The sequence below is a fragment of the Streptomyces sp. NPDC059567 genome (genome assembly GCF_042735655.1).
Classification (GTDB): Bacteria; Actinomycetota; Actinomycetes; order Streptomycetales; family Streptomycetaceae; genus Streptomyces.
Genome location: NZ_JBHWBS010000092.1, coordinates 10708 through 32023 on the forward strand (window position 1 = coordinate 10708; position 21316 = coordinate 32023).

Below are 21316 nucleotides of genomic sequence, written 5' to 3' on the forward strand. Positions count from 1 at the left end.
CGCATGAGGGGCGCGCTCGGTTCGGTCGCCGGCGCCCAGTACCGCGCCGGCGGCCGACGACCCCCCCCCCCGCGCCGGCGCGCCCCCGCCCGGCCTGGAGCGCCTCCTCGGCGAGCTGCACCCCGGTTTCGACTGGGCCGCCGACCGCGCCACGCTCACCGTCGCCTATCGCGGCGAGCACGTCCGCGCCCTGGACGGGCAGGGCCTGGTCCTGATGCCGTCCGTCTTCACCTGGCCGGACGTCGTCAGCGGCTTCGACCCGCCCTGGCAGCCGACCGTCGTCTACCCGGCGCGCGGGATCGGCGGGCTGTGGACCGAGGCCCGCGACCGGACGCCCGACACGCTCGCCCGGCTGCTCGGCCGGGCCCGCGCGGACGTGCTGTGCGCCCTGGACGATCCGGCCGGCACGAGCGCGCTCGCGCACCGCCTCGGCCTCGCCCCCTCCTCCGTGTCGGCGCATCTGTCCGTGCTGAAGGAGGCCGGCCTGCTGACCTCCCGCCGCTACGGCCACCAGGTGCTCTACGAACGCACCCCGCTCGGCATCGCCCTGACCGCCTCCGGCGGCGCGCACGACTGAGCCCCCGACCCGGAGGGGCGGGGGCTCGGCTTCGCGGCGGGGGTTCAGCCTTCCAAGTGGCGTTCCACGGTCGCGACCTTGGAGGCGAGACCGTCCGTGACGCCCGGCCGGATGTCGGCCTTGAGGACCACGGAGACCCGGGGCGCCCGCGCCTCGACCGCGGCGACGGCGCGCTTGACCACGTCCATCACCTCGTCCCAGTCCCCCTCGATCGAGGTGAACATCGCGTCGGTACGGTTCGGCAGCCCCGACTCCCGTACGACCCGGACGGCGTCGGCGACGTACTCGCCGACCTCCTCGCCGACTCCGAGCGGTGTGACCGAGAAGGCGACGATCACGCGTTCACCGTGCCCTCGCGGCGGGCGCGGGAGGCGATCACCGCGTCCTCGGCCTCGCGCTTGAGCTTGCGCTCGGCGAAGAAGCCGCCGAGGGGCAGCACGGAGAGCACGAAGTAGAGCGCGGCCGTCTTGAGGTTCCACTTGGTGCGGTTCCAGGCGTCGAGCCAGAAGAGCACGTAGAGGATGAAGAGAATGCCGTGGATCGCGCCCATGACCGGCACCGCGTTGAACTCCGTCGTCCGCTTCAGTACGGAGCAGACCAGCAGAAGGAGGAAGGACACGGCCTCCGGAGCGGAGACGAGTCGGAGGCGCTGGAGGGAGGAGGCGGTCTTGATGTCCACGGGGGTCACCTTCGGGTGGGAGGGGGGCCGGTGATCTTGTGAATGGATGCACAAGCGTCGCTTCATTGTGGCACCCGACTTTGCTGTCCCTTTGTCCGGGGGCCCCGTAACCTCGCTCCGTGGCAACGTTTCGACTCCAAGGCAGCAAAGTGCTGGCCGTCGACATGACCGGTGACGCCGTCAAGGCGAAGAACGGCTCGATGGTCGCGTACGACGGCCAGATGGCCTTCAAGAAGATGTCCGGCGGCGGCGAGGGCCTACGCGGCATGGTCACCCGCCGGCTCACCGGCGAGCAGATGGAGGTGATGGAGGTGAAGGGCCAGGGGACCTGCTGGTTCGCCGACCGCGCCTCCGAGATCAACCTCGTCTCCCTGCACGGCGACAAGCTCTACGTCGAGGCGAGCAATCTGCTCTGCACCGACGCGGGGCTGCGCACCGGCACGAGCTTCACCGGACTGCGCGGCGGAGCGACCGGCAACGGTCTCTTCACGACGACGGTCGAGGGCACGGGCCAGGCGGCGATCATGTCGGACGGTCCGGCGGTGGTGCTGCGCGTGACGCCGCAGTACCCGCTCTCGGTCGACCCCGGCGCGTACGTCGCCCACCAGGGCAACCTCCAGCAGAGCTTCCAGTCCGGTGTGACCTTCCGCACGTTCATGGGCGAGGGCGGCGGCGAGGCGTTCCAGATCCGCTTCGAGGGCGACGGGCTCGTCTACGTCCAGCCGAGCGAGCGCAACACGGTGGGGGGTGACGTCTGATGCCGTTCCGCGAGATCAACTCGAAGATGGTCGAGGCCCAGGTGGTGCCGGGGCAGCGCATGTTCAGCCAGCGCGGCGCGATGCTCGCGTACCGCGGCGACGTCACTTTCACGCCGAACATCGCCGGTGGCCAGGGCGGTGTGATGTCGATGATCGGTCGTCGGGTGGCGGGCGAGGCGACCCCGCTGATGACCGTCGAGGGCAACGGCACGGTGATGTTCGGGCACGGCGGCCACCACATCCAGGTGATCCGGCTGACCGGCGACACCCTCTTCGTCGAGGCCGACCGCCTCCTCGCCTTCGACGGCACCCTGGAGCAGGGCACGATGTTCATGGGCTCCCAGGGCGGCGTCATGGGCATGGTGCGCGGCCAGGTGACCGGCCAGGGGCTCTTCACGACGACGCTGAAGGGCCATGGCGCGGTCGCGGTCATGGCGCACGGCGGCGTGACCGAGCTGCCGATCACCCCGGGACGCGCGGTCCACGTGGACCCGCAGGCGTATGTCGCCCACCACGGCGACGTACGGAACAAGCTCTCCACCGCGCTGGGCTGGCGCGACATGGTGGGGCGCGGCTCGGGCGAGGCGTTCCAGCTGGAGCTGAGCGGCAGTGGTGCGGTGTACGTGCAGGCCTCGGAGGAGAAGCTGTGACCGGTCCCGTCGTTCTCGACCCGCACTCGCTCCCGTCCGACGACAACGTCAATCCGTACACCTTCTGCGTGGAGCTCAAGGGCTCCCAGTGGTTCCTGCAGAAGGGCAAGATGATCGCCTACTACGGGCGGATCGACTTCAACGGCATCGGCCACGGGCGGCTGGACCGTCTGGTCCGTACGTCGTTCCACTCGCCGCTGCATGCGAGCGACTGGGTGGTGGCCGAGGGCAGCGGCAAGATGCTGCTCGCCGACCGGGCCTTCGACGTGAACTCGTTCGACCTGGACGAGGGCAATCTGACGATCCGTTCGGGCAATCTGCTGGCGTACCAGCCGACGCTGGCGCTGAAGCAGTCGATCGTGCCGGGGTTCGTGACGCTGATCGGCACGGGCAAGTTCGTGGCGGCGTCGAACGGGCCGGTGGTCTTCATGGAGCCGCCCATGCGGGTGGATCCGCAGGCGCTGGTGGGCTGGGCGGACTGCCCGTCCCCGTGCCACCACTACGACCACGGCTATCTGACCGGCGTGATGGGCGGCGTACGGGCGCTCACGGGGATCGGCGGCACCTCGGGCGAGGAGCACCAGTTCGAGTTCGTGGGGGCGGGTACGGTACTGCTCCAGTCGACGGAGCTGCTGATGGCCGAACGGGCGATCGGTGAGACGCCGGCGCAGGCGGGGGTGCCGGGTGGTCATGGACCGTTCGGTTCCGGCCATGGTCAGGGCGGATCCGTACCGCGCCTTCCCGGTCAGCTCGGGGACCTCCAACGTCGCTTCGGGCTGTAGCCGGTAGTCTGCGGAGTGTGACGTCATCGAACGGCGTCGGGCGCCGTTCGAATCCCCGCACCCGCGCGTCGGGGCTCCGGGTGCCGGGCGTCACACTCCCTCATTTCGTCCAGCATTCAACTTCTTAGGTAGAATCCATATATGGAGACCGAGACGGCCACCCCCTGGCTCAACGACGCCGAGCAGTGTGCATGGCGCACGTATCTGGACGTCAACAGGATGCTGACGTACCAGCTGGAGAAGGATCTCCAGCCCTTCGGCCTGACCATCAACGACTACGAGATTCTGGTGAATCTGTCGGAGTCGGCGGAACGGCGCCTGCGCATGAGCGACCTCGCGACCGCGACGCTGCAGTCCAAGAGCCGGCTCTCGCACCAGATCACCCGCATGGAGAACGCGGGGCTCGTGCGCCGTGAGAACTGCGAGTCGGACCGCCGCGGGCTGTACGCGGTCCTGACCGACCACGGCATGGACACGATGCGCAAGGTGGCACCGCACCACGTCGAATCGGTACGCAAGCACTTCATCGACCAGCTCAGCTCCGAGGCGCTCGGCGACCTCCACGAGTCGCTGAAGCCGGTGGCGGAGCAGCTGCGGGGCCGCCGAGGCAAGCCGTAGCGACAAGGGGAAGGCCCGGTACGCATCCGCGTACCGGGCCTTCCTCGCGTTCGCCGCGTCAGTTGCCCGTCAGGCTCGCGATCAGCTCGTCGGAGGCCGCGTACGGGTCCAGCTCGCCCGCCACGATCCGCTCCGCCAGCGCGTCCAGACGGCGGTCGCCGTGCAGATCGCCGATGCGCTCGCGCAGCGCCGTGACCGCGATCGTCTCGACCTCGCGCGCCGAGCGCGCCCGGCGGCGCTCCGCCAGGACCCCGTGCTCCTCCATCCACGCGCGGTGCTTCTCCAGCGCCTCGACGACCTCGTCGATGCCCTCGCCGCGCGCCGCGACCGTCTTCACGATCGGCGGCCGCCAGTCGCCGGGACCGCGCGCCTCGCCCAGGCCCAGCATGTGGTTCAGCTCGCGGGCCGTCGCGTCCGCGCCGTCCCGGTCCGCCTTGTTCACCACGTACACGTCGCCGATCTCCAGGATGCCCGCCTTCGCGGCCTGGATCCCGTCGCCCATGCCCGGCGCGAGGAGCACCACCGAGGTGTCGGCCTGGGAGGCGATCTCCACCTCCGACTGCCCGACGCCCACCGTCTCCACGAGGATCACGTCGCAGCCCGCCGCGTCCAGGACGCGGATCGCCTGCGGCGCCGACCAGGCGAGCCCGCCCAGGTGGCCGCGGGTCGCCATCGAGCGGATGTAGACGCCCGGGTCGGAGGCGTGCTCCGACATCCGGACCCGGTCGCCGAGCAGCGCTCCCCCGCTGAAGGGGGACGAGGGGTCGACGGCAAGGACGCCGACCCGCTTGCCGGCCCGCCGGTACGCCGCCACCAGCGCGGACGTCGACGTGGACTTGCCCACGCCGGGCGAGCCGGTCAGGCCCACCACGTACGCGCCGCCGGTGAGCGGCGCCAGCGCCGCCATCACCTCACGCAGCTGCGGGGACGCCCCCTCCACGAGCGAGATCAACCGGGCCACGGCGCGCGGCCGGCCCTCCCGTGCCTGGGCGACCAGTTCGGGGACGTCCACCATGTTCAACCGCTCCTTGCTTCCGGGACTACTTGCCGGGTACGCGAACGATCAGAGCGTCACCCTGGCCACCGCCGCCGCACAGCGCCGCCGCGCCGACGCCGCCACCGCGCCGCTTGAGCTCCAGGGCCAGGTGGAGCACCACACGGGCGCCGGACATGCCGATCGGATGGCCCAGGGCGATCGCGCCACCGTTGACGTTCACCTTTTCCGGGGTCACGCCCAGGTCCTTCATTGACTGGACGGCGACGGCCGCGAACGCCTCGTTGATCTCGATGAGGTCGAGGTCCTCGACGCCCAGGCCCTCCTTCTTCAGGGCGTGCTGGATCGCGTTGGACGGCTGCGACTGCAGCGAGTTGTCCGGGCCGGCCACGTTGCCGTGGGCGCCGATCTCGGCGATCCACTCCAGACCGAGCTCCTCCGCCTTGGCCTTGCTCATCACGACCACGGCGGCGGCGCCGTCCGAGATCTGCGAGGAGGTGCCGGCGGTGATGGTGCCGTCCTTGGCGAAGGCCGGGCGGAGCTTGCCGAGCGACTCGACGGTGGTCTCGCCGCGGATGCCCTCGTCCTTGGAGAAGACGACCGGCTCGCCCTTGCGCTGCGGGATCTCGACCGGGGTGATCTCGGCCTCGAAGATGCCGTTCTTCTGCGCGGCGGCGGCGCGCTGGTGCGACAGCGCGGCGATCTCGTCCTGCTCGGGGCGGGCGATGCCGAGGCGGGTGTTGTGCTTCTCGGTGGACTCGCCCATGGCGATGTTCTCGAAGGCGTCGGTCAGGCCGTCGTACGCCATGGCGTCGAGCATCTCGATGGCGCCGTACTTGTATCCCTCGCGGGACTTCGGCAGCAGGTGCGGGGCGTTGGTCATCGACTCCTGGCCGCCGGCGACGACCACGTCGAACTCACCCGCGCGGATGAGCTGGTCGGCGAGCGCGATGGCGTCGAGGCCGGACAGACACACCTTGTTGATGGTGAGGGCCGGGACGTTCATCGGGATGCCGGCCTTGACGGCGGCCTGGCGGGCGGGGATCTGGCCGGCGCCCGCCTGGAGCACCTGGCCCATGATCACGTACTGCACCTGGTCGCCGCCGATGCCGGCCCGGTCGAGCGCGGCCTTGATGGCGAAGCCGCCCAGCTCCGCGCCGGAGAAGGACTTGAGGGAACCGAGCAGCCGTCCCATGGGCGTGCGGGCGCCCGAGACGATCACTGAGGTGGTACCGGTCGTTCCAGACATGAGGCACAGCCCCTTGAGATGAGGAGTGAACGAGGGTTTACCGCCAATGTACTGAGCGGTGCCGCGGCTGGTCACCGCCCGGCCGGTGTGACGGCGCGCACGTTGCGTAACCACCATGTGCGCGCTGCACTGGGGGAATGCTGACGCGAATCGACCACATCGGGATCGCCTGTTTCGACCTCGACAAGACCGTCGAGTTCTACCGTGCGACCTACGGTTTCGAGGTGTTCCACTCCGAGGTGAACGAGGAGCAGGGCGTCCGCGAGGCCATGCTCAAGATCAACGACACCTCCGACGGCGGCGCCTCGTACCTCCAGCTCCTGGAGCCCACCCGCGAGGACTCCGCGGTGGGCAAGTGGCTGGCCAAGAACGGCGAGGGAGTGCACCACATCGCCTTCGGCACCGCCGATGTCGACGGGGACGCCGCGGACATCCGCTCCAAGGGCGTCCGGGTCCTCTACGACGAGCCGAGGATCGGCTCCATGGGCTCCCGTATCACCTTCCTCCACCCCAAGGACTGCCACGGCGTACTGACCGAACTGGTCACCTCGGCCGACCCCTCCTCAACGGAGCACTGACCTCCGGATTCCTGGCCCGGTAGAGTGGGCGGCTCCGGGCCGGGGCCGGTCGGTGCCGCATGTCATGCGGCGTCGAAGTCGGGGTATCCGATCTGCCACGATTCCGGGGGGCCGTTCTTCGGGGAACGGTGCTCGTTGGAGTGTTGCGACCAGGGGACGGATGGGACCGCGCAGTGCGGGGCTACGAACACCAGGAGAGCCACCGAGCTGAAGACGACCATCTTTCGCGGTTCGAAGCCGAGATGGACCGGCTGAAGACCGAGCGGGAGAAGGCCGTCCAGCACGCCGAGGACCTCGGTTACCAGGTCGAGGTCTTGCGTGCCAAGCTCCACGAGGCGCGCCGGACCATCGCATCCCGCCCCGCGTTCGACAGCGCGGACATCGGCTACCAGGCCGAGCAGCTCCTGCGGAACGCGCAGATCCAGGCCGACCAGCTGCGCCAGGACGCCGAGCGCGAGCTGCGCGAGGCCCGCGCCCAGACCCAGCGCATTCTGCAGGAGCACGCCGAGCACCAGGCGCGGCTCCAGGCCGAGCTGCACGCGGAGGCCGTCCAGCGCCGGCAGCGCCTGGACCAGGAGCTGTCGGAGCGCCGCCAGACCGTCGAGGCGCACGTCAACGAGAACGTCGCCTGGGCCGAGCAGCTGCGCGCCCGTACGGAGTCCCAGGCCCGCCGCCTGATGGAGGAGTCCCGCGCCGACGCCGAGCAGTCGCTGGCCGGCGCGCGCGCCGAGGCCACCCGGCTCGCCGAGGAGACCCGCCAGCGGGTCGGCTCGGAGGCGGAGGCCGCCCGTGCCGAGGCCGAAGCGATTCTGCTGCGCGCCCGCAAGGACGCCGAGCGGCTCCTGAACGCCGCGTCCACGCAGGCGCAGGAGGCCACCAGCCACGCCGAGCAGCTGCGCTCCTCCACCACCGTCGAGACCGAGCACGCCCGTCAGCAGGCCAGCGAGCTGTCCCGCGCCGCCGAGCAGCGGCTGCAGGAGGCCGAGGACCGGCTGCGCGAGGCCCGGGCGGAGGCCGAGAAGGCGCTGTCCGAGGCCAAGGAGGCGGCCGCCAAGCAGCTGTCGTCCGCGGAGTCCGTCAACGAGCAGCGCACCCGCACCGCGAAGGCCGAGATCGCGCGTCTGGTCGGCGAGGCGACCAAGGAGGCCGAGACCCTCAAGGCGGAGGCCGAGGAGAAGCTCCGCGAGGCGACCGCCGAGGCGGAGAAGCTGGTCTCCGAGGCGTCCGACAAGGCGCGCACCGTCGCTGCCGAGGACTCCGCCGCCGCCCTGGCCAAGGCGGCCAGGACCGCCGAGGAGGTCCTCACCAAGGCGTCCGAGGACGCCCAGGCGACCACCCGCAAGGCCTCCGAGGAGGCCGACCGCATCCGGCGCGAGGCCGAGGCGGAGGCCGACCGGCTGCGCAACCAGGCCGAGGAGCAGGCCGACGAGCTGCTCGGCTCGGCGAAGGACGACACCAAGGAGTACCGCGCCAAGACGGTCGAGCTGCAGGAGGAGGCGCGCCGGCTGCGCGGCGAGGCCGAGCAGCTGCGGGCCGAGGCGATCGCCGAGGGCGAGAAGATCCGCGGCGAGGCCCGGCGCGAGGCCGTCCAGCAGATCGAGGAGGCGGCCAGGACCGCCGAGGAGCTGCTGACCAAGGCCCGTACCGACGCCGACGAGCTGCGCGCGAGCGCGGGCGCCGAGGGCGAGCGGGTCCGCTCCGAGGCGATGGAGCGCGCCCAGACGCTGCGCACCCAGGCCGAGGAGACGCTGGAGCGCACCCGTGCCGAGGCCGAGCGGATGCGCACGGAGGCCGAGGAGCAGGCCGAGTCGGTCAAGGAGGCCGCCGAGCGTGACGCGGCCACGGTGCGCGAGGACGCCGAGCGGGCCGCCGAGGCCCGGCACGCGGAGGCGGCCGACGAGCTCACCCGGCTGCACACCGAGGCCGAGACGCGGGTCGAGAACGCCGAGCAGGCGCTGACCGACGCCCGCGCCGAGAGCGAGCGGCTCCGGCGCGAGGCCGCGGAGGAGACCGAGCGGCTCCGCACGGAGGCCGCGGAGCGCATCCGTACGCTCCAGGCGCAGGCCGAGCAGGAAGCCGAGCGGCTGCGCACGGAGGCCGCGTCGGACGCGTCCACCTCGCGCGCCGAGGCCGAGGCCGCGGCCGTACGGCTGCGGACGGAGGCGTCGGCTGAGGCCGAGCGGCTGAAGTCGGAGGCTCAGGAGAGCGCGGACCGGGTACGGGCCGAGGCCGCGGCCGCCGCCGAGCGGGTCGGCGCCGAGGCCGCCGAGGCGCTGGCCGCCGCGCAGGAGGAGGCCAACCGGCGCCGCCGGGAGGCCGAGGAGACGCTGGAGTCGGCCCGTTCCGAGGCCGGCCGCGAGCGCGAGCACGCCCGCGAGCAGTCCGAGGAGCTCCTCGCCTCCGCCCGCAAGCGGGTGGAGGAGGCCCAGACCGAGGCACACCGCCTGGTCGAGGAGGCGGACCGGCGGGCCACGGAGATGGTGTCCGCGGCCGAGCAAACCGCGCAGGAGGTCCGCGATTCGGTCGCGGGTCTGCGCGAGCAGGCCGAGGAGGAGATCACCGGTCTGCGCAGCGCCGCCGAGCACGCGGCGGAGCGCACCAGGACCGAGGCGCAGGAGGAGGCGGACCGGGTCCGCGCCGACGCGTACGAGGAGCGGGAGCGGGCCACCGAGGACGCCAACCGCGTCCGTACGCGCGCCCAGGAGGAGTCCGAGGCCGCGACGTCGCTGGCCGAGCGGACGGTCGCGGACGCGATCGCCGAGTCGGAGAAGCTGCGCGCGGACACCGCGGAGTACGCGCAGCGGGTACGGACCGAGGCGTCGGACGCGCTGGGCGCCGCCGAGCAGGACGCGGCCCGCACCCGGGCGGACGCCCGCGAGGACGCCAACCGCATCCGCTCCGAGGCGGCGGCGGAGGCCGACCGGCTGACGGCCGAGGCCGAGGAGCTGGTCACGCTCGCCCGCACCGAGGGCGAGCAGATCCTCGACGAGGCCCGCAAGGCCGCCGACAAGCGGCGTACGGACGCCGCCGAGCAGGCGGACACGCTGGTCACGGAGGCCGCGAGCGAGGCCGAGCGGCTCACCACCGAGGCGGCCGAGCTGCGCGCCGAGGCGGAGCAGCTCAAGACGGACGGCGAGGCGCACGCGCAGGCGCTGCGGGTCGCCGCGCTCGCCGACGGCGAGCAGGTCCTCGACGAGGCCCGCAAGGCCGCCGACAAGCGGCGTACGGACGCGGCCGAGCAGGCCGACGCGATCACCGCCGAGGCTGTGGCCCTCCTCGAGTCGACCGAGCGGGACGCGCTGCGGCTGCGGACCGAGGCCGAGCAGGTCAAGGAGGACGGCGAGGCGCAGGCCGAGGCGTTGCGGGCCGCCGCGCGGGCGGACGGCGAGCAGGTCCTCGACGAGGCCCGCAAGGCCGCCGACAAGCGGCGCGCGGACGCGGCCGAGCAGGCGGACTCCCTCATCGCGGAGGCCAGGAACGAGGCCGAGCGGATCCGCGCCGAGGGCGAGCGGCTGGGCGCCGAGGCCGAGGCGGCGGCGGAGCAGATGCGCTCCGAGGCGCGGGCCGAGGCCGACCGTACGCTCGACGAGGCGCGCGAGGCCGGTGCCAAGCGCCGCTCGGACGCGGCCGAGCAGGCCGACCAGCTGATGGCGAAGGCTCAGGAGGAGGCGCTGCGCGCCACCACCGAGGCGGAGTCGCAGGCGGACACGATGGTCGGCGCGGCCCGTCAGGAGGCCGAGCGGATCGTGGCCGAGGCGACGGTCGAGGGCAACTCTCTGGTGGAGAAGGCGCGCACGGACGCGGACGAGCTTCTGGTGGGCGCGCGCACCGACGCGACGGCCATAAGGGAGCGGGCCGAGGAGCTGCGCGGCCGGATCGAGGGCGAGATCGAGGAGCTGCACGAGCGGGCGCGGCGCGAGACGGCCGAGCAGATGAAGACGGCGGGGGAGCGCGTCGACAAGCTGGTGAAGGCCGCGGAGGAGCAGCGGGCCGAGGCCGAGGAGAAGTCCAAGGAGATGGTCTCCGAGGCGAGTTCGGAGGCGAGCAAGGTCCGGATCGCGGCCGTGCGGAAGGCGGAGGCGCTGCTCAAGGAGGCCGAGCAGAAGAAGGCCTCGCTGGTCGGCGAGGCGGAGCGGATCAAGGCGGAGGCCGAGACCGAGGCCGAGCAGATGATCTCCGAGGGCAAGCGGGAGCTGGATGTGCTCGTACGCCGTCGCGAGGACATCAATGCCGAGATCTCCCGTGTCCAGGACGTCCTCGAAGCGTTGGAGTCTTTCGAGACACCGGCCAACGGAGCGAAGTCCGCCGGTGCGAAGGACGACGTCAAGGCAGGTGCGTCGGCGGGGGCGACACGTTCGAGTGGCAAGTCCTCTGACGGCTAGCCACTCAAAAGGCTGGACATTCTCCATATCAAACGGGCATCCGCTCGATGACACGCCGCTTCGGCCCCTAGGATTCCCCCTAACACCTCACCGGTCTCATTCGACAGGAACCCCATGAGCGACACTTCCTCCCCCTTCGGCTTCGAGCTCGTGCGGCGTGGTTACGACCGCGGTCAGGTGGACGACCGCATTACCAAGCTCGTCGCCGACCGTGACAGTGCTCTGGCCCGAATCACCTCTCTGGAAAAGCGCATCGAGGAGCTCCACCTCGAGACGCAGAACGCCCAGGCCCAGGTCACCGACGCGGAGCCGTCGTACGCCGGTCTCGGTGCCCGCGTCGAGAAGATCCTCCGCCTCGCCGAGGAGGAGGCGAAGGACCTGCGCGAGGAGGCCCGTCGCGCCGCCGAGCAGCACCGCGAGCTGGCCGAGTCGGCCGCCCAGCAGGTGCGCAACGACGCCGAGTCGTTCGCGGCCGAGCGCAAGGCGAAGGCCGAGGACGAGGGCGTTCGGATCGTCGAGAAGGCGCAGGGTGAGGCCAACTCGCTGCGTGCCGAGGCGCAGAAGGACGCGCAGTCCAAGCGCGAGGAGGCGGACGCGCTCTTCGAGGAGACCCGCGCCAAGGCCGCCCAGGCCGCCGCGGACTTCGAGACCAACCTGGCCAAGCGCCGCGAGCAGTCGGAGCGCGACCTGGCCTCGCGTCAGGCCAAGGCCGAGAAGCGCCTCGCCGAGATCGAGCACCGCGCCGAGCAGCTCCGCCTGGAGGCCGAGAAGCTGCGTACGGACGCGGAGCGCCGGGCCCGTCAGACGGTGGAGACCGCGCAGCGCCAGGCCGAGGACATCGTGGCCGACGCGAACGCCAAGGCCGACCGGATCCGCTCGGAATCGGAGCGCGAGCTCGCGGCGCTGACGAACCGCCGCGACTCGATCAACGCCCAGCTGACCAACGTCCGCGAGATGCTGGCGACGCTGACCGGTGCCGCCGTGGCGGCCGCCGGCTCCCCGATCGACGACGAGCCGGCCACCCGCGGCGTCCCGGCCCAGCAGACCCGGTAAGTCCCCGTGTAAGCGGTCCCGGTAACCGGAACGCGAACACCCACAAAACCCTCCGCCATTCCAGTGGCGGAGGGTTTTGCGCACCCGTAGCGTGGTCGCATGATCGAGCTCGAGGGCCTGACGAAACGGTTCGGTACGAAGACGGCGGTCGACCATCTCTCCTTCCAGGTGCGGCCCGGCGTGATCACCGGCTTCCTGGGCCCCAACGGCGCGGGCAAGTCGACGACCATGCGCATGATGCTCGATCTGGACAACCCGACCAGCGGTAGGGTCCGGATCGACGGCAAGCACTACCGCGAGCTCCAGGAGCCGCTGAAGTACATCGGGGCGCTGCTCGACGCCAAGGCGATGCACGGCGGCCGGTCCGCGTACAACAATCTGCTCTGTCTCGCGCAGTCCAACCGCATCCCGGCGAGCCGGGTCGGCGAGGTCCTCGATCTGGTCGGTCTGACGGCGGTCGCGCGGAAGAAGTCGAAGGGCTTCTCCCTCGGCATGGGCCAGCGGCTGGGAATCGCGTCGGCGCTGCTCGGTGATCCCGAGATCCTGATGTTCGACGAACCCGTCAATGGTCTGGACCCCGAGGGAATTCACTGGATCCGCAATCTGATGAAGGCGCTCGCGGCCGAGGGCCGGACGATCTTCGTTTCCAGCCATCTGATGAGCGAAATGGCCCTGACGGCCGACCATCTGATCGTGATCGGCCAGGGAAAGCTGCTGGCCGACACCTCGATGGCGGATTTCATCCATCAGAATTCGCGGAGCTATGTACGGCTGCGCTCGCCGCAGCAGGAGCGGCTGCGGGACCTTCTGCACGCCAACGGCTTCACCCCCGTCGAGGCGGGCAACGGGACGCTGGAGGTGGACGGGGCCACCACCGAGAAGCTCGGTGAACTGGCCGCCGAGAACCGGCTCGTGCTGCACGAGCTGAGCTCCCAGCGTGCCTCCCTGGAGGAGGCGTTCATGCAGATGACGGCCGGCGTCGTGGAGTACCACGCGCACGGCACGGACGTACACGGCGCGGACGCGCCCGCCGCCGGCCCCCGCTGGGGCGAGAACACCAAGGGAGCCTGAACGATGGCAGCGGTATCCGCGGTCCTCCAGTCGGAGTGGACCAAGATCCGGACGGTCTCCTCGACGGTCTGGACCCTGGCGAGCGCGCTCCTGGTGACGGTGGCGATGAGCGCCGCGCTCTCGGCGCTGGTGAAGGCGACCTTCAGCGATCTGAACGAGGCCGAGCAGGCGACCTTCGACCCGACCTTCGTCAGCTTCTCCGGGATGGTCCTCGGGCAGCTGGCGATGGTGGTCTTCGGCGTGCTCGTGGTCGGCACGGAGTACAGCTCGGGCATGATCCGTACGTCCCTGGCGGCGGTCCCGCAGCGGGCGACCTTCATCTTCAGCAAGATCGCCGTGGCCGGGGCGCTGGCGCTGGTGGTGGGCCTGGCGACCAGCTTCCTTTCGTTCTTCCTGGGCCAGGCCCTGCTGGGCGAGCACCGCACCTCCCTGGGCGCGGACAACGTGCTGCGGGCGGTCGTGGGCGGCGGGCTCTACATGGGGCTGATCGCACTCTTCTCGATGGGTGTGGCGACGATGCTGCGCTCGTCGATTCTGTCGCTCGGCATCCTGGTGCCGTTCCTCCTCCTGATCTCGAACATCCTCTCGGCGGTCCCCAAGGCCAAGGAGGTGGCGCGCTACTTCCCCGACCAGGCCGGCTCCAAGATCATGCAGGTCGTCCCGGACGCCATGAACACGGAGGAGGCTCCGTACGGCCCCTGGGGCGGGCTCGGCATCATGCTGATCTGGGTGGCGGTCGCGCTGCTCGGCGGCTACCTGGTCCTGAAGAAGCGGGACGCGTGATCCCGTAGGGGGTGTCTTGTCCCCCTAGCCCTCAGCCCGTCGCGGTGGGGTCCCTGGGCGCCGGGAGCACCTCCGCGTCCCTGGGCGCCGGGAGCACCCCCGGCGGCCGGCCCTCGTCGGGGAGGACCTCGTCGAACTCGGCCCATCCCTGCCAGTCCCACACATCGACGGCCGTGTCCGCGTGGAGCGGCACGAAGCGACCGCGCTCGAAGTCGTCGCCGTCCAGGTCGAACCACCGCTCGTCGACGACCTCCGTGCCGAGGCCGACCGTGCGCGCGGTCAGCCGGACCAGCAGCTTCACGCCCACCGAGTCCGCGAGGTCCTTGCCCTGGATCTCGCGGAAGGGGAGCGTGTGCGCGGGTGCGTCCAGCGGGATCCACACGGTGAAGGGCGCCCCGCGCTCCACCGCGAGCCAGGCACGCTCGTCGGCCGGCTCGCCTTTCTCGTCGAGGACCTTCAGCCATTTCTTGTAGATGACGAGGCTGCCGTCGTGGGGTGACCTCTCCAGGTAGCGGAGGTGCACCCGGGCGCGCAGGTCGACCACCGAGAGGTTGTCGAGGTAGTTGTAGAAGCGCACCGCGATGATGCCGTCCTCGCTGTCGGCGTGGGCGCGCGCGTACCCGGGGAAGTCGGCCGCCCAGGCGTGGGAGATGCTGGCTCGCTTCCGCCAGATGAACGGCCGCAGCGCGAAGAGCTTGATCAGCACGATGCCGAGCACGACGGCGGGCGCCAACGCTCCGGTCACGGAGGCGACGGAGGCCAGCAGCTGATGGGCCAGGTTGTGGTCCTGCGGGCTGAGGTTGTCCGTGCCGACACAGGCCCGCAGCGCTTCGAGCGCGGTGCTCACCAGCCCCTCGACATCACCGAACCGGTCGGCCAGCGAGGTCGGCGAGGACTCCGTGAGGGTCCAGACGGCCGTGATGACGACGGCGAGCGCCATCAGCGCGCCGAGCGTCATGGCCATCAGGACGTGGACCGAACGCCCGGCGATCCACCACCGAACGGACGTACGACGCCTCGGATGGGGGCGACGCCTCCGCCCCAGCCAACTCCCCGTCATCATCAACTCCACTTCCCCCCGAGTGAATTGACGCAGTGTGCTCATTCTGCCCGAGTGGACGCGTGTCCGGTATACGCGACGACCCACGTCCCGTACGCTCTCCGGGAGCAGTTCCGGCACGGCCGGTGCACCGTCCCACCTGCACGACCTCGAAGGGCCCATGTGATGGATCGCAGCCTGGCAGCCCTCGGCCTGGACGACGTGGCCGTCGAGCGTCCCCTGATCTATCCCGGACGCCCCGTGACGGAGCCCTCGCTCCTCCTCGACGACGAGCTGCTGCCGCTGGACGTCCGGGCGACGCGCCTGGGCGACTGGACGGTCGATCAGGGCGGACGGCTCGACGAGATCCTGACGCTGCACGGGCAGGAGCCCGTCGGGCGCCGTCATCCGGTGATCTCGGTCGGCTCGAACGCCTCACCGGGCCAGGTGCGCCACAAGCTGCGCCGGCTGAACCTGCCGGTGTTCGTCCCCATGATCCCGGTGCGGGTCGGCGGGATCGGCGTCGGCTGCTCCGGCCACATCAGTCCCGCGGGGTACGTGGCGGGCACCCCGTTCGTCGATCACACGACCCGCACCACCCTGGTCGTCACCTGGCTCGACGCCCGCCAGCTCAAGGCGGTCGACGACACCGAGTTCCCGGACTACCGGCGCGCGATCCTGCCGGGCGACGTCTTCGACATGACGATGCCCTCCGACGAGCGCCTGAGCGGGGCGTACATCTACTTCAGCGCACACGGCGTGCTGGCGCCCGACGGGACACGGCCGCTGCGGGGCGGCGGCGACCAGGCCACCATCCTCGACGGCCTGCTCGCCGGCTCGGCCCGGCTCCGGGAGCTGCTGGGGTCGGACGCCGCCTCCTGGGTCGACCGCGCCGGCCAGGACCCGGGCATGCGGACGCGTGGCACGACGATCTTCGGTGAGGAGGGCTGGGTCCTTCCGCAGACCGACTTCCTCCCCTATCTCGACGAGTCCGCCGAGCTGCTGCCGTACGACGACCTGCCCCCGCTCGCGGGCTCCCTGCCGAACCGAACCGGCAACGGCTGATCGGACTTCGCCGGAACCGTCAATGGCTGGATAAGCTCCTTACTCATACGGGGGGCTCCGCCTGTCGGCCATGGCCCCGACGACGACCTGAACTGTCGATGGGGCTGGAGAATGATCGAGGCAGTCGGCCTGACGAAGCGCTACGGCGCCAAGACGGCCGTGTACAACCTTTCCTTCCATGTGCGGCCGGGGACCGTCACCGGCTTCCTGGGACCCAACGGCTCCGGCAAGTCCACGACCATGCGCATGATCCTCGGGCTCGACCAGCCCACGTCCGGGCACGTCACGATCGGCGGTCATCCGTTCCGGCAGCTGCCGAACGCGCCCCGCCAGGTCGGTGCGCTGCTCGACGCCAAGGCGGTGCACGGCGGACGCAGCGCGCGCAGCCATCTGCTGTCGCTCGCCCAGCTCGCCGGCATCCCGGCGCAGCGGGTCGACGAGGTCCTCGGGGTCGTCGGCCTCCAGGACGTCGCCAAGCGCCGCTCCAAGGGCTTCTCGCTCGGTATGGGACAGCGACTCGGGATCGCGGCGGCGCTGCTCGGCGACCCGCAGGTGCTGCTGTTCGACGAGCCCGTCAACGGACTCGACCCCGAGGGCATCCTCTGGGTCCGCAATCTGATGAAGAAGCTCGCCTCCGAGGGGCGGACCGTCTTCGTCTCCAGCCACCTCATGAGCGAGATGGCGCTGACCGCCGACCATCTGATCGTGATCGGCCGCGGCCAGCTCATGGCCGACATGAGCGTCAAGGACTTCATCTCCGCGAACTCCGCCGACTTCGCCCGGGTGCGGACGCCGCAGACGGAGCCGCAGCAGCGGGAGAAGCTGACGGCGGCGCTCACCGAGGCCGGCGGCCAGGTGATGTCGGAGCCGGACGGCGCGCTGCGGGTGACCGGTCTGGCGCTGCCGCGGATCAGCGACCTGGCGCACGACGCGGACGTACGGCTCTGGGAGCTGTCCCCGCACCAGGCCTCGCTGGAGGAGGCGTACATGCGGATGACGCAGGGCGCCGTGGACTATCGCTCCACCGAGGACCAGCTGGCCCATCTCCAGCAGCCGCAGCCGCACGGACAGGGGTACGCCGTGCCGCCGCAGCCGGTGGTCCAGGACGTGCCGCAGCAGGGCTGGTACGCCCCGCCGCCGCCCGGACAGAACCCCTACGCCACCCCGCAGAGCGAGCCCGCCAAGAACGACGAGGACGCCCGATGACCGCCCCCGCCCCCTACTCGTACGTCTCCCCCATCCCCGTACGCAAGGCGCACCTCGGTGACGCGATCGCCTCGGAGTGGACCAAGATCCGCTCCCTGCGCTCCACGATGTGGACGCTGGGTGTGATGGTGCTGCTGATGCTGGGCATCGGTCTCGGCGTCGCCGCGATCGTGGCGGCGTCGGACGTGCCGACCGAGAGCGAGTCGGCGCTCGGCCTCGGCTTCTTCGGCGTGCTCCTCGGCTCCATCTGCGTGATCACGCTGGGCGTGCTGACCATCGCCTCCGAGTACGGCACGGGCATGATCCGCACCACGCTCACCGCCTGCCCGAGCCGCGCCCGGGTGCTGACGGCGAAGGCGATCGTCTTCTTCACGCTCGTCTTCACGATCACCACGGTCACGGCGGGCATCGTCGCCGCGGCGCAGGTGGCGATGGTGGACCAGGCCCTGGAGCCCACCTCCGGGGAGTGGCTGCGGGCCACGGTCGGCGTCGGGCTGTTCATGGCCGAGCTCGGACTGCTGGCGCTCACGATCGGCGCGATCATCCGGCACTCGGCGGGCGCGATCACCATCATGATCGGCGTACTGCTGCTGCCGCTGGTCGCCGCCATGTTCATGTTCTCGGAGTCGCTGGCCAAGGTGCAGGACTGGCTGCTCGACTACGCGATCCCGAGCCAGCTCATCGCGCTGTACGCGGGCAAGGCGGCCATGAGCGAGTCCGGGCCCGCGGGCTGGGACCCGGTGTGGATCCTGCTGGTCATCACCGCCGCGACGATGGGCGGCGCGTACGCCCTGCTGAACAGCCGGGACGTGTGACCGAGGGCCCCTAGTACCTCGGCGCGTTACGGGACCGCTGCACCCTGGAGGTGCGGCGGTCCTTCGCGTTCCAGCAGGCCTTGTGCCAGTGCCGCCGGTCGTCCACTCCCCCGTACTCCGGCCAGGCCACGACGTGCGGCGCGCCGCCGGGGATCTCCTGGTCGCAGCCCGGGCAGCGGTAGCGCTTCCCGGGCGCGCTGGCGCCGGCGACATGGCGGACGTACCACTCCTCGCCCTGCCAGGTCTCGCTGCGCTGCGATCCCCCGTACCGGTCGCCCGACTCACCCTGAGGATCGGGCTTCTCGCCGCCACTGGGACGGTTGCGACGCGGGGACACGTAATCACCTCACGGGGCCGGGGGAAGGGAACACGGACGGTTCTCTCCAGCCTACGGGCCGCGACGCGGTGGCCCGGCCCACCCTCCAGGCCGAATCAGCGGAAAATCGCAAGAACTTCATACGAGGCCGTTGCCTTTGGCACGTGTCAGACGTTGTTGCCAGTACGAGGGGGAGAACCGCGTCGGCCGCAAGGAGGCAGAAGGCGATGCGCGTGGGTACGTTTGTTCTGGCCGCCCAGTTCCCGGGTCAGGGCCAGGGCGAGGCGCTGCACAGGGCGGTGCGGACCGCCGAGGTGGCCGAGGAGGCGGGGCTCGACTCCGTCTGGCTCGCCGAGCACCACTTCGTTCCGTACGGAGTCTGTCCGTCGGCCGTGACCCTGGCGGCGCTGCTGCTGGGCCGCACGCGCCGCCTCCGGGTCGGTACGGCGGTCAGTGTGCTGCCGACCGTCCATCCGGTGGCGCTGGGCGAGCAGGCCGCACTGCTCCATCTCACCTCCGGGGGCCGCTTCACGCTCGGAGTGGGCAGGGGCGGTCCGTGGGTCGATCTGGAGGTGTTCGGCGCCGGTCTCCCGGCGTACGAGCAGGGCTTCCCGGAATCGCTCGACCTGCTGCTCCGCTGGCTGTCCGAGCCCCGGGTCTCGGCCGAGGGAGAACGATTCGCCTTCCGCGAGGTGGCCGTCGTGCCACGCCCCGGCGAACTCATCGGCGGGGACGCGGCGCCCGAGGTCGTCGTCGCCTGCACCTCCCCCAAGAGCGTCAAGCTGGCCGCCGAGCGCGGGCTGCCGATGCTGCTCGGGATGCACTGCGGTGACGAGGACAAGGCCGAGATGGTGGCCGCCTGGGCGCGGTGCGCCCGGGAGGCCGGGCGCGATCCCGACGAGATCGCGCGGATCGGCGCCGGTCATGTCTCGGCGGGCGTCGCCCAGCTCGCCGACCGCGGGGCGGACGCGGCCGAGGCCCTGGTGAAGGCGATGCCGGGCTGGCTGAAGCAGGGCCTCGACGCCCATGTGACGGTGGACGGCCGGCACCGCGCGATGCGGGACCCCGTCGCGTACACGGAATTGCTGTGCGGACTGCACCCGGTGGGCACGCCCCGGCGCGCGGCGGACCGGCTCGCGGCGACCTCGGAGCGTACGGGCATCACACGCTTCGCGCTGCTCGCCGAGGGCACGGGCGATCTCGCGGCCACCGAGGAGAACGTACGGCGGCTGGGGGCCGAGGTGCTCCCCCTGCTGGTCTGAGTTCATGGGTGGTTCGGGTGTGATGCCGCCGCTCCGGCACCTCTCGCATCGTTCGCGTCTCCCGCGATGCGGAGCGGCAGCACCGTGTGTCAGCAGTCGCGCAGTTCCGGCGACTGGTTGAGCAGCTGACCTCGTACGGAGGTGAAGCGGGCGAGCCGCTCGTCCACCGCGGGGTCCAGCGGGAACACCGCAACGCGGTGGCAGTTCTGGAAGGCCAGACGCACCCCGAAGTGCCGCTGCAGCGCACCACGGATCGCATCACTCGCGAGTGCACGCAACAGCTGACCACGTGCCTGCTCGTTCGGCGGCGGCGTCTGGTTGTCGGCGAACTCTCCACCGTCCACCTTCAGCTGAGCCACCAGAGAACTGATCATCTCCCATGCGTAGGGCAGGGAGGTCCGGACGCAGTCGACGAAGTCGGCTTCGTCGACCTCGCCTCGCTCGGCCTGTTCCAACAGCGCCGGTGAGACGTCGAGCGACATGGGTTCTCCTCTCGCGACCCCGACGGGCGGGGTCTTACGGGCAGGGATGAAGGACCCCCCGTACGACACGCTGCGTGCACGGACGGCGACCTCCTGCTTCCACGGTAAGCGCGTCCTTCGGAGCGCACCAGGAGATTGGGAACACAACCGGCCAATAACCGACGGAGGTTGGGCGGGCGTTAAGAGCCGAATCGCGCGGAAGAGCGTGCGTCTTGTAGCGTTGCCGACCATGCGTCTCGTCATCGCCCGTTGTTCCGTGGACTACGCGGGCCGGCTCACCGCCCACCTGCCCTCCGCCCCCCGTCTGATCCTGGTCAAGGCAGACGGCAGCGTCTCCATCCACGCGGACGACCGGGCGTACAAACCCCTCAACTGGATGTCCCCGCCGTGCACCCTCAAGGAGGGTGTCGACGGTGAGGCCGGCATCTGGACCGTGGTGAACAAAGCGGGCGAGAAACTGATCATCACGATGGAGGAGATCCTGCACGACTCCTCGCACGAACTCGGGGTGGACCCGGGTCTCATCAAGGACGGCGTGGAAGCGCACCTCCAGGAGCTGCTCGCCGACCGCATCGAGACCCTCGGCGAGGGGCACACGCTGATCCGCCGCGAGTACCCGACGGCGATCGGCCCGGTGGACATCCTGTGCCGGGACGCCGACGGGGCGACGGTCGCGGTGGAGATCAAGCGGCGCGGCGAGATCGACGGCGTGGAGCAGCTGACCCGCTACCTCGAACTGCTGAACCGCGATCCGCACCTCGCGCCGGTGAAGGGCGTCTTCGCGGCCCAGGAGATCAAGCCGCAGGCGCGCGTGCTGGCCACGGACCGGGGCATCGACTGCGTGGTGCTCGACTACGACGCGATGCGGGGCATCGAGGACGACAAGCTGAGGCTCTTCTAGTACGAACGCGTGCCGGATGTACGGCAACGGCCCCGGGTGCGGTGAACGCACCCGGG

General features: G+C 71.0%; 21 protein-coding genes and 1 pseudogene. 15 read left to right on the forward strand and 7 right to left on the reverse strand.

The annotated features are described in order from the left end of the window. Positions 1–72: 72 nt before the first annotated feature. Positions 73–577 (forward strand): annotated as a pseudogene (locus ACFVZW_RS29945) (helix-turn-helix domain-containing protein); the annotation flags it as partial. A 44-nt stretch (positions 578–621) separates the two neighbouring features. Here the strand turns inward: ACFVZW_RS29945 and ACFVZW_RS29950 are convergent. After that, positions 622–915 (reverse strand): MTH1187 family thiamine-binding protein, encoded by a 294-nt coding sequence (locus tag ACFVZW_RS29950; RefSeq protein ID WP_329115788.1) that lies wholly within the window; start codon positions 913–915, stop codon positions 622–624. Next, on the reverse strand, positions 912–1256 hold the full coding sequence (locus ACFVZW_RS29955; RefSeq protein WP_384527717.1) for a DUF3817 domain-containing protein: 345 nt from the start codon (positions 1254–1256) through the stop codon (positions 912–914). Before ACFVZW_RS29955 ends, ACFVZW_RS29950 begins: the two co-directional genes overlap by 4 nt. 119 nt (positions 1257–1375) lie before the next feature. On the opposite strand from ACFVZW_RS29955, the gene ACFVZW_RS29960 reads away from it, so the two are divergent. The 4 genes from ACFVZW_RS29960 to ACFVZW_RS29975 all read left to right on the forward strand — a co-directional run bounded on the left by ACFVZW_RS29960 (position 1376) and on the right by ACFVZW_RS29975 (position 4064). Next, positions 1376–2014, forward strand: coding sequence for an AIM24 family protein (locus tag ACFVZW_RS29960; protein WP_384527720.1), 639 nt, complete (start codon positions 1376–1378; stop codon positions 2012–2014). Next, the gene (locus ACFVZW_RS29965) at positions 2014–2664 is read left to right on the forward strand and encodes an AIM24 family protein (protein ID WP_384527723.1); all 651 of its coding nucleotides are present in this window, start codon (positions 2014–2016) and stop codon (positions 2662–2664) included. Before ACFVZW_RS29960 ends, ACFVZW_RS29965 begins: the two co-directional genes overlap by 1 nt. Further along, positions 2661–3446, forward strand: coding sequence for an AIM24 family protein (locus tag ACFVZW_RS29970; RefSeq protein WP_383555590.1), 786 nt, complete (start codon positions 2661–2663; stop codon positions 3444–3446). Before ACFVZW_RS29965 ends, ACFVZW_RS29970 begins: the two co-directional genes overlap by 4 nt. Positions 3447–3587: 141 nt before the next feature. After that, a complete protein-coding gene (locus ACFVZW_RS29975; protein ID WP_329115799.1) occupies positions 3588–4064 on the forward strand; it encodes a MarR family transcriptional regulator in 477 nt (158 codons plus the stop codon). Positions 4065–4122: 58 nt separating this feature from the next. Here the strand turns inward: ACFVZW_RS29975 and meaB are convergent, their stop codons facing one another. Further along, positions 4123–5079: a methylmalonyl Co-A mutase-associated GTPase MeaB gene (gene meaB, locus ACFVZW_RS29980; protein ID WP_329115802.1), complete on the reverse strand. Its 957-nt coding sequence runs from the start codon at positions 5077–5079 to the stop codon at positions 4123–4125. Positions 5080–5104: 25 nt separating this feature from the next. Next, the gene (locus tag ACFVZW_RS29985; protein WP_384527728.1) at positions 5105–6307 is read right to left on the reverse strand and encodes an acetyl-CoA C-acetyltransferase; all 1203 of its coding nucleotides are present in this window, start codon (positions 6305–6307) and stop codon (positions 5105–5107) included. 137 nt (positions 6308–6444) lie between these two features. On the opposite strand from ACFVZW_RS29985, the gene mce reads away from it, so the two are divergent. The 5 genes from mce (at position 6445) to ACFVZW_RS30010 (ending at position 14174) form a co-directional block, all read left to right on the forward strand. Beyond that, positions 6445–6885: a methylmalonyl-CoA epimerase gene (mce, locus tag ACFVZW_RS29990; protein WP_329115806.1), complete on the forward strand. Its 441-nt coding sequence runs from the start codon at positions 6445–6447 to the stop codon at positions 6883–6885. 173 nt (positions 6886–7058) lie between these two features. Beyond that, positions 7059–11267, forward strand: coding sequence for a polarized growth protein Scy (gene scy / locus ACFVZW_RS29995; RefSeq protein WP_384527731.1), 4209 nt, complete (start codon positions 7059–7061; stop codon positions 11265–11267). Between the two features lie 114 nt (positions 11268–11381). Further along, positions 11382–12320, forward strand: a complete 939-nt coding sequence (locus ACFVZW_RS30000) for a cellulose-binding protein (RefSeq protein WP_158990544.1) — start codon at positions 11382–11384, stop codon at positions 12318–12320. A gap of 99 nt (positions 12321–12419) precedes the next feature. Further along, positions 12420–13391, forward strand: coding sequence for an ABC transporter ATP-binding protein (locus ACFVZW_RS30005; RefSeq protein ID WP_384527734.1), 972 nt, complete (start codon positions 12420–12422; stop codon positions 13389–13391). A gap of 3 nt (positions 13392–13394) precedes the next feature. Next, positions 13395–14174, forward strand: coding sequence for an ABC transporter permease (locus ACFVZW_RS30010; RefSeq protein WP_384527737.1), 780 nt, complete (start codon positions 13395–13397; stop codon positions 14172–14174). Between the two features lie 31 nt (positions 14175–14205). Here the strand turns inward: ACFVZW_RS30010 and ACFVZW_RS30015 are convergent, their stop codons facing one another. Then, a complete protein-coding gene (locus tag ACFVZW_RS30015; RefSeq protein ID WP_384527739.1) occupies positions 14206–15138 on the reverse strand; it encodes a hypothetical protein in 933 nt (310 codons plus the stop codon). A 261-nt stretch (positions 15139–15399) separates the two neighbouring features. Here ACFVZW_RS30015 and ACFVZW_RS30020 point away from each other — a divergent pair, with 261 nt between their 5' ends. The 3 genes from ACFVZW_RS30020 (at position 15400) to ACFVZW_RS30030 (ending at position 18299) form a co-directional block, all read left to right on the forward strand. After that, positions 15400–16278: a hypothetical protein gene (locus tag ACFVZW_RS30020; protein ID WP_384527742.1), complete on the forward strand. Its 879-nt coding sequence runs from the start codon at positions 15400–15402 to the stop codon at positions 16276–16278. Positions 16279–16389: 111 nt separating this feature from the next. Beyond that, positions 16390–17484, forward strand: a complete 1095-nt coding sequence (locus ACFVZW_RS30025; protein ID WP_384527745.1) for an ATP-binding cassette domain-containing protein — start codon at positions 16390–16392, stop codon at positions 17482–17484. Continuing rightward, on the forward strand, positions 17481–18299 hold the full coding sequence (locus ACFVZW_RS30030) for an ABC transporter permease (protein ID WP_384527748.1): 819 nt from the start codon (positions 17481–17483) through the stop codon (positions 18297–18299). The genes ACFVZW_RS30025 and ACFVZW_RS30030 overlap by 4 nt, the downstream gene beginning before the upstream one ends. A gap of 10 nt (positions 18300–18309) precedes the next feature. On the opposite strand, the gene ACFVZW_RS30035 is transcribed toward ACFVZW_RS30030, so the two are convergent. Further along, a complete protein-coding gene (locus ACFVZW_RS30035; RefSeq protein ID WP_383553175.1) occupies positions 18310–18636 on the reverse strand; it encodes an ATP/GTP-binding protein in 327 nt (108 codons plus the stop codon). Between the two features lie 206 nt (positions 18637–18842). On the opposite strand from ACFVZW_RS30035, the gene ACFVZW_RS30040 reads away from it, so the two are divergent. Continuing rightward, positions 18843–19877: an LLM class flavin-dependent oxidoreductase gene (locus tag ACFVZW_RS30040; protein WP_384527751.1), complete on the forward strand. Its 1035-nt coding sequence runs from the start codon at positions 18843–18845 to the stop codon at positions 19875–19877. A gap of 89 nt (positions 19878–19966) precedes the next feature. Here the strand turns inward: ACFVZW_RS30040 and ACFVZW_RS30045 are convergent, their stop codons facing one another. Continuing rightward, positions 19967–20359: an SCO5389 family protein gene (locus ACFVZW_RS30045; protein WP_017236120.1), complete on the reverse strand. Its 393-nt coding sequence runs from the start codon at positions 20357–20359 to the stop codon at positions 19967–19969. Between the two features lie 229 nt (positions 20360–20588). Between ACFVZW_RS30045 and nucS the strand changes: the two genes are divergently transcribed. Continuing rightward, a complete protein-coding gene (nucS, locus tag ACFVZW_RS30050) occupies positions 20589–21260 on the forward strand; it encodes an endonuclease NucS (RefSeq protein WP_329115828.1) in 672 nt (223 codons plus the stop codon). Positions 21261–21316: the final 56 nt, after the last annotated feature.

Excerpts from the sequence above, each read along its gene's own strand:
- ACFVZW_RS30000 (WP_158990544.1), top strand. The coding sequence starts at position 11,382 with ATGAGCGACACTTCCTCCCCCTTCGGCTTCGAGCTCGTGCGGCGTGGT.
- ACFVZW_RS29965 (WP_384527723.1), top strand. The coding sequence starts at position 2,014 with ATGCCGTTCCGCGAGATCAACTCGAAGATGGTCGAGGCCCAGGTGGTG.
- ACFVZW_RS30010 (WP_384527737.1), top strand. The coding sequence starts at position 13,395 with ATGGCAGCGGTATCCGCGGTCCTCCAGTCGGAGTGGACCAAGATCCGG.
- ACFVZW_RS29985 (WP_384527728.1), bottom strand. The coding sequence starts at position 6,307 with ATGTCTGGAACGACCGGTACCACCTCAGTGATCGTCTCGGGCGCCCGC.
- ACFVZW_RS30040 (WP_384527751.1), top strand. The coding sequence starts at position 18,843 with ATGCGCGTGGGTACGTTTGTTCTGGCCGCCCAGTTCCCGGGTCAGGGC.
- ACFVZW_RS30030 (WP_384527748.1), top strand. The coding sequence starts at position 17,481 with ATGACCGCCCCCGCCCCCTACTCGTACGTCTCCCCCATCCCCGTACGC.
- ACFVZW_RS30020 (WP_384527742.1), top strand. The coding sequence starts at position 15,400 with ATGGATCGCAGCCTGGCAGCCCTCGGCCTGGACGACGTGGCCGTCGAG.
- ACFVZW_RS30025 (WP_384527745.1), top strand. The coding sequence starts at position 16,390 with ATGATCGAGGCAGTCGGCCTGACGAAGCGCTACGGCGCCAAGACGGCC.
- nucS (WP_329115828.1), top strand. The coding sequence starts at position 20,589 with ATGCGTCTCGTCATCGCCCGTTGTTCCGTGGACTACGCGGGCCGGCTC.
- meaB (WP_329115802.1), bottom strand. The coding sequence starts at position 5,079 with ATGGTGGACGTCCCCGAACTGGTCGCCCAGGCACGGGAGGGCCGGCCG.
- ACFVZW_RS30005 (WP_384527734.1), top strand. The coding sequence starts at position 12,420 with ATGATCGAGCTCGAGGGCCTGACGAAACGGTTCGGTACGAAGACGGCG.
- ACFVZW_RS30015 (WP_384527739.1), bottom strand. The coding sequence starts at position 15,138 with ATGGCCATGACGCTCGGCGCGCTGATGGCGCTCGCCGTCGTCATCACG.
- mce (WP_329115806.1), top strand. The coding sequence starts at position 6,445 with ATGCTGACGCGAATCGACCACATCGGGATCGCCTGTTTCGACCTCGAC.
- ACFVZW_RS30045 (WP_017236120.1), bottom strand. The coding sequence starts at position 20,359 with ATGTCGCTCGACGTCTCACCGGCGCTGTTGGAACAGGCCGAGCGAGGC.
- ACFVZW_RS29975 (WP_329115799.1), top strand. The coding sequence starts at position 3,588 with ATGGAGACCGAGACGGCCACCCCCTGGCTCAACGACGCCGAGCAGTGT.